The organism is Roseisolibacter sp. H3M3-2 (assembly GCF_029211165.1).
In the GTDB taxonomy this organism is placed as follows: Bacteria; Gemmatimonadota; Gemmatimonadetes; order Gemmatimonadales; family Gemmatimonadaceae; genus Roseisolibacter.
Window position 1 is genome coordinate 1 of the sequence record NZ_JARGEK010000022.1, and the last position, 12,282, is coordinate 12,282.

Sequence of the window (12,282 nt, forward strand, 5' to 3'; positions counted from 1 at the left end):
CCGGCCGCGGGCGCCGGCATCGCCGCCGCGCCGTTGGACGCGCCGTTGGCAGCGCCCGCGGCGGCGCGCGGCGGGCCGCCCCGGACGCGGTCCGCCACCAGGGCGGCGGCGATCGCGGCCACGAGCTTCTCCTCGTCCGACGCGCCGGCGCCGGTCAGCTCCGGCAGGTGCTGCTCCAGCCACTGGATCGAGATGTCGCCGCGGCGGAAGTCGTCGTGCTCCATCACCCGCAGGTGGAAGTCGCGCGACGTCTCCACCCCCTCGACGGTCAGCTCGAGCAGCGCGCGGTGCATGCGCGCGATCGCCAGCTCGCGCGTGCGCGCGTGCACGATCAGCTTGGCCAGCATCGGGTCGTAGTACAGCCCGACCTCGCTCCCCGCCTCGATCCCGCCGTCCCACCGCACGCCCGGCCCGGTCGGCAGGTGCAGGTACGAGATGCGCCCGGTCGACGGCAGGAAGCCGTTCGACGGGTCCTCCGACGTGATGCGGCACTCGATCGCCCACCCGCGCGGCTCCAGCTCCTCCTGCCGGAACGGGAGCGCCTCGCCGGCCGCCACGCGCAGCTGCCACTGCACCAGGTCCACGCCCATCACCAGCTCGGTGACCGGGTGCTCGACCTGGATGCGCGTGTTCATCTCCAGGAAGTAGAAGTTCCCGTCGCGGTCGAGCAGGAACTCGCAGGTGCCGGCGTTCTCGTAGCCGGCCGCGCGCGCCGCGGCCACCGCCGCCGCGCCCATGCGCGCCCGCAGCTCGGGCGTCACCGCGACGCTCGGCGCCTCCTCGATCATCTTCTGGTGGCGGCGCTGCACCGAGCACTCGCGCTCCCCGAGGTGGAGCATGTTGCCGTGCCGGTCGCCGAGCACCTGGATCTCGACGTGGCGCGGCCCCTCGATGTACTTCTCGACGTAGACCGCGTCGTCGCCGAAGGCGTTGCGCGCCTCGCGCTGCGCCGACTCCAGCGCCCCGGCGATCTCCCCCGCCGCGCGCACGACGCGCATCCCCTTCCCGCCCCCGCCGGCCGCCGCCTTCAGCAGCACGGGGTAGCCGTACTGCTCCGCGATCGCCGCCGCCTCGGCGGCGTCGCGCAGCGGCTCGGTGGTGCCGGGGACGACGGGGGTGCCGGCGCGGATCGCCAGCTGGCGCGCGGCCGTCTTGCTCCCCATCGCCTCGATCGCCTCGGCCGGGGGGCCGACGAACGTCAGGCCGGCCTCGCGCACCGCGCGCGCGAACCACTCGCGCTCCGACAGGAAGCCGTAGCCCGGGTGGATCGCCTCGGCGCCGGTGCGCTTCGCCGCCTCGATCAGCCGGTCGCCCAGCAGGTAGCTCTGCGCCGACGGCGGCGGCCCGACGTGCACCGCCTCGTCGGCCTCGCGCACGTGCGGCGCGCGCGCGTCGGCGTCGCTGTACACGGCGACCGTGCGCACGCCCAGCTCCTGGCAGGCGCGGATGACGCGGAGGGCGATCTCGCCGCGGTTGGCGATGAGGACCTTGGAGAACATGTCGCCTCTCAGCGCTCGACGCTCGACGCTCGACGCTGGCCCGTCCGCGCCGCCGGGCGGAGCGTCGAGCGTCGAGCGTCGAGGAGGGCTGTGGTGGAGATGATCACAGCGGCAGGTTCCCGTGCTTCTTCGGCGGGTTCCGGTCGCGCTTGGACTGCAGCGTCTCCAGCGCGTCGATGAGCCGCGGGCGCGTGTCGCGCGGGTCGATGATGTCGTCGACGTAGCCGCGCGCGGCGGCGACGTACGGGTTCGCGAACTTCTCCGTGTACTCGGCGACCTTCTGGTCGGTGGCCGCCGCGGCGTCGGGAGCCGACGCGATCTCCTTGCGGTAGATGATCTCGACCGCGCCCTTGGGGCCCATGACCGCGATCTCGGCGGTCGGCCACGCGACGTTGAAGTCGCCGCGGATGTGCTTCGAGCTCATGACGTCGTACGCCCCGCCGTACGCCTTGCGGGTGATGACGGTGAGCTTCGGCACCGTCGCCTCGCAGTAGGCGTACAGCAGCTTCGCGCCGTGCTTGATGATCCCGCCGTGCTCCTGCGACAGCCCCGGGAGGAAGCCCGGCACGTCCTCGAACGTCACGATCGGGATGTTGAAGCAGTCGCAGAACCGGATGAAGCGCGCGGCCTTCAGCGACGCGGCGATGTCCAGCACGCCGGCCAGCACCGCCGGCTGGTTGGCGACGACGCCGACGCTGTGCCCGCCGAGGTGCGCGAAGCCGCAGACGATGTTGGGCGCGTAGGCCGGCTGCACCTCGTAGAACTCCCCGTCGTCGACCACGCGGCGGATCACGTCGTGGATGTCGTACGGCCTGTTCGGGTGGTCGGGGACCACGTCGAGCAGCGCCTCGTCGCGGCGGTCGCGCGGGTCGGTCCCGCGCCCGCGCGGCGGCTCCGCGAGGTTGTTGCTCGGCACGTAGCGGAACAGCTCGCGGATCGCGGCCAGCGACGCGAGCTCGCTCTCGTGCACGAAGTGCGCGACCCCCGACGTGCCGGCGTGCGTGTCGGCGCCGCCGAGCTGCTCCATCGTCACGTCCTCGTGCGTCACCGTCTTCACGACGTTCGGGCCGGTGACGAACATGTACGACGTCCCGCGGACCATGTAGATGAAGTCCGTGATCGCCGGCGAGTACACGGCGCCGCCCGCGCACGGCCCGAGGATCGCGCTGATCTGCGGCACCACCCCCGACGCGAGGGTGTTGCGCAGGAAGATGTCGGCGTAGCCGCCCAGCGAGACGACGCCCTCCTGGATGCGCGCGCCGCCCGAGTCGTTCAGCCCGATGACCGGCGCGCCGTTGCGCACCGCCAGGTCCATGACCTTGCAGATCTTCTGCGCGTGCGCCTCGGCCAGCGAGCCGCCGTAGACGGTGAAGTCCTGCGAGAAGACGTAGACGAGGCGCCCCTCGATCCGGCCGTAGCCGGTGACCACCCCGTCGCCGTAGATCGGCTCCGCGCCGTTCTCCTCGGACGACCGGGCCGTGACGAACCGGTCGAGCTCCACGAAGGAGCCCTCGTCGAGGAGGACGTCGAGGCGCTCGCGCGCCGACAGCTTCCCCTTGTCGTGCTGCGCCTTGAGCCGCGAGGCGCCGCCGCCCAGCTCGGACTGGGCGCGCCGGCGCGCCAGGACGTCGAGTTTGTCTCGCATGGTCATAGGCGGGGCAAAGTACGCGGGGTGCGCGGGCGGTACCACTGCCCCGCCCCGGCCGCCCGCGCCCCCGGACGCATGACGGGCCGGCGATCCCCGAGGATCGCCGGCCCGTCGCGTCGGACGCGGGGAGCTTAGAGCTCGCCCTCGCTCGAGTGCACCGTGGGCGGCTCCGCCGGACGCGGGGGCTGCTCCTCCGGGATGTTCGTCACCGCGAGCACGATCCGGCGGTGGATGGGATCCACCTCGAGCACGCGCAGGTCGAGGTTCATCCCCTCGAACGCCACGTCGGCCGGGTTCGACACGATCTTGCCCGTGATGTTGAGCTGCGAGAGCGGGACGAAGCCCTCGATGTCGTTGCCGATCTCGACGACGACGCCCTTGTCCATCAGGCGCACGACGTGGCCGCGCAGCTCGGTCCCGACCGGGAAGGTCTCCCCGATGCGGAGCCACGGATCCTCCTCCGCCTGCTTCAGGCCGAGGGAGATGCGCTTGTTCTCGCTGTCGATGTTGAGGATCACGACGTCGACCGTGTCGCCCTTCTTCACGACCTCCGACGGGTGCTGGACGCGCTTGGTCCAGGACATGTCGGAGATGTGGATGAGGCCGTCGATGCCGGGCTCGATCTCGACGAAGGCGCCGAAGCTCGTGAGGTTGCGGACCTTGCCCGTGATGCGCGTGCCCACCGGGTACTTCAGCGGCAGCACCGTCCACGGATCCGTCTCCGTCTGCTTCATGCCGAGCGAGATCTTCTCCTCGTCCGGATCGACCTTGAGGACGACCGCCTCGATGGTCTCGCCGATCGACACCAGCTTGCTCGGGTGCCGGACGTTGCGCGTCCAGCTCATCTCGCTGATGTGCACCAGCCCCTCGATCCCCGGCTCCAGCTCGATGAACGCGCCGTAGTTGGTGATCGAGACGACCTTCCCCTGGACGCGGGTGCCGACCGGGTACTTGGCGGCGACGTCCTTCCACGGGTACGCCTGGAGCTGCTTGAGGCCGAGCGAGATGCGCTCGCGGTCCCAGTCGATGTCGAGGACCTTGATCTCGAGCTCCTGGCCGATCTGCACCATCTCGCTGGGGTGCGAGATGCGCCCCCACGACATGTCGGTGATGTGCAGCAGGCCGTCGACGCCGCCGAGGTCGATGAACGCGCCGAAGTCGGTGATGTTCTTGACGACGCCCTTCCGGATCTGGTCCTTCTCCAGCTCCTTCATCAGCTTCTCGCGCTTGCCGGCCCGCTCCTGCTCGAGGATCACGCGGCGGCTCACCACGATGTTGCGGCGGCGCTTGTTGAGCTTGATGATCTTGAAGTCGTACGTCTGGCCGAGCAGCTCGTCGATGTTCGGCACCCGACGCAGCGCGATCTGCGAGCCCGGGAGGAACGCGTCCACGCCCATGAGGTCGACCACGACGCCGCCCTTGATCTTCTTGATCAGGGTGCCCGTCACCGGCTGGTCGTTCTCGTAGGCCAGACGGATGCGCTCCCACACGCGCATGAAGTCCGCCTTCTTCTTGCTCAGGACGACCGAGCCCTCGGCGTCCTCGAGATGCTCGAGCAGGACCTCGACCTCGTCGCCCGGCTTGAGGTCGGGCATGTCCTTGAACTCCTCGAGCGGGATCGTCCCCTCGGACTTAAAGCCGATGTCGAGGACGACCATGTTCTCGCGGATCTCGAGAACCTTGGACTTGACGATCTCCCCCTCCTCGATCGAGGCGAGGGTACCGTTGTACATGTCCAGCATTGCCTCGTACTCGTCCGACGAGTACTCGTCCTCGTCGTAGAGCTCGGGGCGGCGGTTCGCGAGGGGACGCAGCTGGTTCTTCTGCAGGTCCCGCTTCTCACGCGCGGTGAGGGCGGGGGCAGGGGCGGCGCCGGACGCCGCGTCGGTGAGGGTGGTTTCGAGCTCGGCCATACTGGAGCGGGTCTCCGAGACGCGGGATGTTTAGGCTCGCCGCGACGAGTCCTGGGGTGGACGCGGAACGCCCGATGGCATTCGCGCGCGAACCAGCCAAGCTAGTCATGCCGCCGCCACCCGTCAACGCGTCGAACGCGGAAGTCCAATCGGGAGGCGAATTTGCACACCTCCCGCCCGAATTCAGGCCGGGTCGGCCTCGGGCGACACGCCCCGCTCCAGCGCCCGCGTCAGCGCCACGATCCGGTCCACCTGCTCGGCCTGCGTCAGGTAGGTCGTGTCGAGGAGGATCGCGTCCTTCGCCTGGACGGTCTGCGTCGCGTCCTTCGCGTCCCGCTGCACCAGCCGCTCGGTCTCCTCGGCGATCTCGGCGTCCGCCGGCCGCCGGCCGAGCCGCTGCACCAGCCGGCGCCGCGCCCGCTCCCACGGGTCCGCGACCAGGAAGATCTTGAGCGGCGCCTCGGGAAAGACGACCGTCCCGATGTCCCGCCCGTCCACCACGACCGACCGCCCCTCGGCGGCCTCGCGGACCCGCGCGTTGACCCACCCCCGCACCGCGGGCATCTGGGCCACCAGCGACACGCACCGGGTGACCTCGGCGCCCCGGATCCCGTCCCCCGCCGGCGCCCCGTCGATCGTCGGCTCGAAGCCGCCCGGCACGGCGTCCAGCCGCACCCGGTCGGCGAGCGCGGCGAGCCGCTCCCCGGTCCACCCGTCGGACGGCCCGGCCTCGCGCGTCGCCAGCAGCGTCAGCGCCCGGTACAGCGCCCCCGAGTCGACGTGGCGGTAGCCGAGCCGCTCGGCGACCCAGTGGGCGGTCGAGGACTTCCCGCTGGCGGCGGGACCGTCGATGGCGACGACGAGCGGGGAGTCGGACACGGTCAGGCGGCGGTGGCGGTGCGGAGGGCGTCCCAGAAGCCCGGGAAGGAGACGTCGACGCACGCCGGGTCGTCGACCCGGACGTCGCTCCCCGGGAGCGCACCGAGGATGCCGAACCCCATCGCGAGGCGGTGGTCGGCGTGCGTGGCGACGGCGCCGCGGAACGCCCGCGGCCCCCGCCCGCGCACGACGAAGCCGTCGGGCAGCTCGTCGGCGTCCACGTCCAGCGCGCGCAGGTTCGCGACCACCGCGGCGATCCGGTCGCTCTCCTTGACCCGGAGCTCCGACGCCCCGGTCACGCGCGTCTCTCCCTCGGCGCAGGCCGCGAGGCAGGCCAGCAGCGGCAGCTCGTCGATCATCGCCGGCACCTCGTGCGGCTCGACCACCGTGCCGCGGAGCGGCGTCCCCGCGGCGACGAGCACCGTGCCGACGTCCTCCCCGCCCTCGCGCCGCTCGTCGTCGACGGTCAGCCGCGCGCCCATGCGCGCGAGCACGAAGAAGAACCCGGTGCGGGTCGGGTTGAGGCAGACCTCGGGGAGCACAAGCTCGCCCGCCCCGGCCAGCGCGCCCAGCGCGGCGAAGAACGCCGCCGACGAGGGGTCGCCCGGCACGGCGGCGTCGAGTGGCGCCACGCGCGCGCCGGTCGGCACGTGCACCGCCCGGTCGTGCACCCACACGTCGACACCGCGCGCGGCCAGCATGCGCTCCGTGTGGTCGCGCGACCGGTGCGGCTCGCGCACCGTCACCTCGACGCCGGCGGCGACGCCGGCGAGCAGGATCGCGCTCTTCACCTGCGCGCTGGACGTCTCGCTCGTCCACTCCAGGTCACGCAGGTCGCCGCCGTGCACCGTCATCGGGAGCCGCCCCGCCTCGCCGTCGTAGGCGACGCGCGCGCCCATCGCCTCCAGCGGGCGCGCGACGCGCCCCATCGGGCGGCGGCTGAGCGACGCGTCGCCGACGAAGCGCGCGGCGAACGGGTGCGCCGCCACCAACCCGGCCGTCAGCCGTGTGGTCGTCCCGCTGTTGGCGCAGTCGAGGTCGCGCGACGGCGCCGCGAGCCCGCGCGCGCCGCGCCCCACGACCACCATGTCGGGCGCCAGCTCGGGGACGTCCACGCCCATGGCCCGCAGCGCTCCCGCGGTCGCGCGCACGTCCGCCGAGTCGAGGATGCCGCGCACGCGCGACGGGCCGTCGCCCATCGCCGCGAGCAGCAGCGCGCGGTGGGAGATCGACTTGTCGCCGGGGACGCGGACCGCGCCCGAGACCCTCATCGCGACGCCCCGCAGCGCTCGGCGCCCGGCGCTCGGCGCCCGCCATTCCCGCGGGCGGGAGCGAGCGCCGCGCGCCGAGCGCCGAGCGAGCGGCTGTGACCGACGGTCATCGCAGCCAATCCTCCAGCGCCGTCGCGAGGTCCGTCTTCTCGTCGCGGTACTTCACGATCACCGGCGTCTGCACCGACAGCCCCTGCTCGCCGGCCCAGGCCCCCTTCACCTGCCGCGCCCCCGGCACCACGACCGCGCCCTCGGGGATCTCGAGCGGGCGCTCGGCGGTCGCGCGGTACACGGTCTCGCGCACGAGGTCGAACACCGGCGTGCCGCGCGTGAGCACCACGCCGGCCGCGAGCACCGCGCGGCGGCGCACGATCGTCCCCTCGTACACGCCGCAGTTGCCGCCGACGATCGCCTCGTCCTCGATCACGACCGGCGACGCGTTGACCGGCTCCAGCACGCCGCCCACCTGTGCGGCCGCGCTCAGGTGCACGCGCTCGCCGATCTGCGCGCACGAGCCGACCAGCGCGTGCGAGTCGACCATCGTGCCGCCGCCGACCCACGCGCCGACGTTGATGTACATCGGCGGCATGCAGACGACGCCCGGCGCGAGGTAGGTGCCTCGGCGGATCGCCGAGCCGCCCGGCACGACGCGCACCTGCGACTCCAGCCGCAGCGCGCGCGGCGGCACCGTGTGCTTGTCGAAGAAGCGGAACGGCGAGTGCGAGCCCCCGCCCCCCTCGATCTCGACCATGCGGCCGGCGCGGAAGGCGAGCAGGATCCCGCGCTTCACCCACGGCACCGCGTGCCAGACGCCGTCGTCGCCGCGGCGCGCCGCGCGCACGTCGCCGTGCTCGAGCGCGGTGAGCAGCTGTTCGACGGTGGTGGCGGCGTGCGTCGGCAGCGGCGCGCCGGGCGGCGTGTCGGCCGCCTCGAGGACGCGGCGCTCCAGCTCCTGCAGGTTCACGATCACGACACGGGCTCCGGGTCGGGGGCGAGGGCGGCGCGCAGCGCGTCGTCGACGACGCGGGCGTTCGACTCGGCGAGCGGCACCAGCGGGAGGCGCAGCACGTTGCGCAGGCGCCCCATCGCCGCCAGCGCGGCCTTGACGGGGATCGGGTTCGACTCGACGAAGGCCGCCTGCATCCACGGCAGGAGCCGGTCCTGCGTCGCCCGCGCGGCCACCAGGTCGCCCGCGAGCGCCTCGGCGCACAGCCGCGCCATCAGCCGCGGCGTCGCGTTGGAGACGACCGAGATGACTCCCTCGCCGCCGGCCGCGACCATCGGCAGCGTCAGGGCGTCGTCACCGGACAGCACGGCGAAGCCGGCGGGGCGGTCGCGCAGGATCTCGAGCACCTGCGGCAGGCTCCCCGACGCCTCCTTGACGGCGACGACGTTGGCCACCTCGGCGAGGCGCAGCGTGGTCGCCGCCTCCATGTTGCTGGCCGTGCGCCCGGGCACGTTGTACAGCACGATCGGCAGGTCGACCGCGTCGGCGATCGCGCGGAAGTGCGCCTCGATGCCGCGCTGCGGCGGCTTGCTGTAGGCCGGCGAGACGTGCAGCAGGTGCGTGGCGCCGGCGTCGCGCATCATGCGCGAGGTCTCGATGGCACGCCGCGTGTCGTTGGCGCCGGCGCCCGCGACCACGGCCACCCGCCCGGCGACCTCCTCGACCACGACCTCGACCACGCGCCGCTGCTCGCCGGGCGACAGCGTCGCGGCCTCGCCGGTCGAGCCGCACGGGACGAGGAAGTCGATCCCCTCCGCCAGCTGCCACCGGACCAGGGCGCGCAGCGCCGCCTCGTCGACCGCGCCGTCGTCGCCGAACGGCGTCACCAGCGCCGTGCCGCACCCGCGGAGTGCCTGCTCCCGACTCATCGCGCCCCTCCCGAGAGGACGTCCCGCATCGTGTAGACGGCGCCCGGCGGCGCCCCCGCCAGCCACCGCGCGGCGGCCAGCGCCCCCTCGGCGAACACCCGCCGGTCGCGCGCTTCGTGCGTCAGCGTGACCTGCTCGAACGGCGCGTCGAAGACGAGCGCGTGCGTCCCCGGCACGTGCCCCACGCGCACCGCGGTGATCGGCAGCGCGCCCGCCCCCGCCGCCTCGACCGCGCGCCCGATGGCCAGCGCGGTCCCCGACGGCGCGTCCTTCTTCGCCGTGTGGTGCGTCTCGACCAGGTGGGCGTCGAAGCCGGCCGAGCGCAGCACGCGGGCCGCCGTCTCGGCGATGGCCAGCATCGCGTTCACCCCGACCGAGAAGTTGGCGGCCCACAGCATCCGCCCGCCGGCCTCGCGCACCTCGGCCTCCAGCGCCGGCAGCGCGTCGAGCCAGCCGGTGGTCCCGACGACCACGGGGCAGCCGGCGGCGAGGCAGGCGCGCACGTTGTCGACCGCGGCGTCGGGCTCGGTGAACTCGATGGCGACGTCGGCGCCGCCGAGCGACGCGCGGGTCACGGCGTCGCCGCGGTCGAGCGCGGCGGCGATCGATATCCCGCGCTCCTCGGCGAGCTGTCGGATCGTACGCCCCATGCGCCCCATCCCGAGCAGCGCCAGGCGCGGCGCCCCGGGCGCGGTCACGGCGCCGCCGGCGCGGCGCCGAAGAAGGCGTCGTGCAGCCGCTGCATCGCCGGCGTGACCTGGTCGGCGTCGAGCACCAGCGTGAGGTTGATCCCCGTCGCGCTCACCGACGCCATGTGCACGCGGACGTCGCCGAGCGCGGTGAAGGCGCGCGCCATCGCGTTCGACGCGTCGGTGAGCCCCGCGCCGACGATCGAGACGATCCCGCGCCCGCGCTCGACCGACACGTCGCCCAGCCCGCGCAGGTCCACCAGCAGCGCCTCGAGGTTCTCGGCGTGGTCGAGCGTGACCGAGAGCGACACCTCGGACGTGGCGATGACGTCGATCGAGATGTGGTGCCGCTCGAACACCTCGAACACGGTGCGCAGGAAGCCGTGCGCCAGGAGCATGCGCGCCGACCGCAGCTTGACGACCGTCGTCTGGCTCTTGGCGGCGATCGCGCTCACCGGGCGGCGCGGCGCGTCCGAGGTGATGAGCGTCCCCGTCCCGTCGGGGCGGCGGGAGTTGTAGACGTACACCGGGATCCCGCGCCGCACGGCCGGCGTGATCGTGCTCGGGTGCAGCACCTTGGCGCCGAACGACGCCAGCTCGCTCGCCTCGTCGAAGCGGATCCGCTCGATCAGGCGCGCCGTCGGCACGACGCGCGGGTCGGCCGTCAGCATCCCGTCGACGTCGGTCCAGATCTCGATCGCGTCGGCCTGCAGCGCCGCGCCGAAGAGCGAGGCCGAGTAGTCGGACCCGCCCCGACCGAGCGTCGTCGTCACCCCCTCGGCCGTCGCGCCGATGAAGCCGCCCGCGACCGGGATGCGCCCCTCGCGCAGGATCGGGAGGAACCGCTCGCGCGCCCGCTCGGCGATCGCGTCGACCTGCGGCTCGGCGCGCCCGAAGCGGTCGTCGGTCGTCATCACCTGGCGCGCGTCCACGAACTCCGCCGGGATGCCGCGCACCTGGAACGCCGCGGTCACCAGCTGCGACGACAGCAGCTCCCCCTGCGCCACCAGCGCGTCCTGGCTGCGCGCGGTGCAGTACCCGAGCACGCTCAGCGCCTCGGCCAGCCGCGCGAGGTCGTCGAAGCTGGCGCTGAGCTCCGCGCCCACCTCGGACGCGACCGACTCGTCCGGCACCAGGTCGGCCAGCGCCTGCAGGTGCTTCTCGCGCAGCGCCTCGACGCCGCGCACCGCGAGCACGAGCTGCCCGCGCGAGGCCTGGTCGGAGATGTCGATGAGTGCGTTGGTGACCCCCGACATCGCCGACACGATCACCAGCGGCCGCCCGGGCATCCGCCCGCGCACGATGGACGCGGCGCGGTCGATCGCCGCCGCGTCGCCGACCGACGTCCCGCCGAACTTGACGACGATCACGGCGCGTGCGCCCCGGCCGCGCCGGTGATCCCCGCGAGCAGCCCGGCCGGCATCGGCGGCGCGCCCAGCACGCACAGCTCGGCGTTGAGGATCGAGCCGCCGGCCGCGCCGCGCACCGTGTTGTGCCCCATGGCGACCAGCTTCACGTCGAGCAGCGTGTCCTCGCGGACGCGGCCGACCGTGACCGCCATCCCGCGCCCCGCGTGGACGTCGCGCCGCGGCTGCGGGCGGTCCGGCGCGTCGGTCACGACGATCGGCCGAGCGGGCGCGGTCGGGCAGGCCTCGAGGTAGCCCGCCAGCCCCTCCGGCCCGCGCCACGCGCGCAGGGCCTCGACCACGTCCTCCGGCGACGGGCGGCGCACGAAGCCGACCGACAGGCAGATGGTGTGGCCGTGCTCCACCGGCACGCGGTTGGCGTGCGCGCTCACGCGGATCGCCGGCTCCACCACGGCGTCCTCCTGCACGCGCCCGAGCAGCTTGCGCAGCTCGGCCTCGATCTTCGGCTCCTCGTCGGCGATGTAGGGGATCGCGTTGCCGAGGATGTCGAGCGACGGCACGCCGGGGTAGCCCGCGCCGGACACCGCCTGCATCGTGGCGGCGAACACCCGCTCGACGCCGAACGCGTGGTGCAGCGGCGCCAGCGCGAGCGCCGCCACCGTCACCGAGCAGTTCGCGTTGGTGATCAGCCCCCCGCTCCACCCGCGCTCGCGGCGCTGCCGCGCCAGCAGCCCGACCTGCTCCCAGTTGACCTCCGGGATCAGCAGCGGCACGTCGGGCGCCATGCGGTAGTTCTTGGCGTTGCTGAACACGAGCCGCCCCGCCGCCGCGAACGCCGGCTCGACCGCGCCGGCCACCCCCGAGTCGAGCGCCGAGAAGACGATCGGCGCCGAGACGGCCGTCGGGTCGCAGGGGAGCACGACGACGTGGCGCAGCCGCTCCGGCATCTGCCCCTCGATCCACCGCGCCGCCTCGCCGTACGGCCTGCCCGCCGAGCGCTCCGACGCCGCGAGCTCGATGACCTCGAACCACGGGTGCCCCTCGAGCAGGCGCACGAACGTCTGGCCGACGGCGCCCGTCGCGCCGAGGATGGCGACGGGGATGCGGCGCCCGCCGAGGGTGTCGGGGATCGGCATGGCGG

At 73.6% G+C, this 12,282-nt stretch carries 10 protein-coding genes; all 10 read right to left on the minus strand.

Features of this window, described 5'->3' with window-relative positions:
* Nucleotides 1-1,499: acetyl-CoA carboxylase biotin carboxylase subunit (gene accC, locus PYV61_RS03790; RefSeq protein ID WP_275828492.1), on the minus strand; the 1,499-nt coding region annotated here is incomplete at its 3' end.
* A gap of 103 nt (nt 1,500-1,602) precedes the next feature.
* Nucleotides 1,603-3,144, minus strand: a complete 1,542-nt coding sequence (locus PYV61_RS03795; RefSeq protein ID WP_275828494.1) for an acyl-CoA carboxylase subunit beta — start codon at nt 3,142-3,144, stop codon at nt 1,603-1,605.
* 134 nt (nt 3,145-3,278) lie between these two features.
* Nucleotides 3,279-5,060, minus strand: coding sequence for a 30S ribosomal protein S1 (locus PYV61_RS03800; protein WP_275828496.1), 1,782 nt, complete (start codon nt 5,058-5,060; stop codon nt 3,279-3,281).
* A gap of 183 nt (nt 5,061-5,243) precedes the next feature.
* Nucleotides 5,244-5,939, minus strand: coding sequence for a (d)CMP kinase (gene cmk, locus PYV61_RS03805; RefSeq protein ID WP_275828499.1), 696 nt, complete (start codon nt 5,937-5,939; stop codon nt 5,244-5,246).
* A gap of 2 nt (nt 5,940-5,941) precedes the next feature.
* The gene (gene aroA, locus PYV61_RS03810; protein ID WP_275828501.1) at nt 5,942-7,210 is read right to left on the minus strand and encodes a 3-phosphoshikimate 1-carboxyvinyltransferase; all 1,269 of its coding nucleotides are present in this window, start codon (nt 7,208-7,210) and stop codon (nt 5,942-5,944) included.
* A 106-nt stretch (nt 7,211-7,316) separates the two neighbouring features.
* The gene (locus PYV61_RS03815; RefSeq protein WP_275828503.1) at nt 7,317-8,180 is read right to left on the minus strand and encodes a 2,3,4,5-tetrahydropyridine-2,6-dicarboxylate N-succinyltransferase; all 864 of its coding nucleotides are present in this window, start codon (nt 8,178-8,180) and stop codon (nt 7,317-7,319) included.
* Nucleotides 8,177-9,085 (minus strand): 4-hydroxy-tetrahydrodipicolinate synthase, encoded by a 909-nt coding sequence (gene dapA, locus PYV61_RS03820; protein WP_275828505.1) that lies wholly within the window; start codon nt 9,083-9,085, stop codon nt 8,177-8,179. The genes PYV61_RS03815 and dapA overlap by 4 nt, the downstream gene beginning before the upstream one ends.
* Complete coding sequence (locus PYV61_RS03825; protein WP_275828507.1) at nt 9,082-9,783, minus strand: dihydrodipicolinate reductase C-terminal domain-containing protein; 702 nt, start codon at nt 9,781-9,783, stop codon at nt 9,082-9,084. Before PYV61_RS03825 ends, dapA begins: the two co-directional genes overlap by 4 nt.
* On the minus strand, nt 9,780-11,144 hold the full coding sequence (gene lysC, locus PYV61_RS03830) for a lysine-sensitive aspartokinase 3 (protein WP_275828509.1): 1,365 nt from the start codon (nt 11,142-11,144) through the stop codon (nt 9,780-9,782). Before lysC ends, PYV61_RS03825 begins: the two co-directional genes overlap by 4 nt.
* Entirely contained in the window at nt 11,141-12,277 is a 1,137-nt protein-coding gene (asd, locus tag PYV61_RS03835) for an aspartate-semialdehyde dehydrogenase (protein WP_275828511.1), read from the minus strand. The genes lysC and asd overlap by 4 nt, the downstream gene beginning before the upstream one ends.
* Between the last annotated feature and the right edge of the window lie 5 nt (nt 12,278-12,282).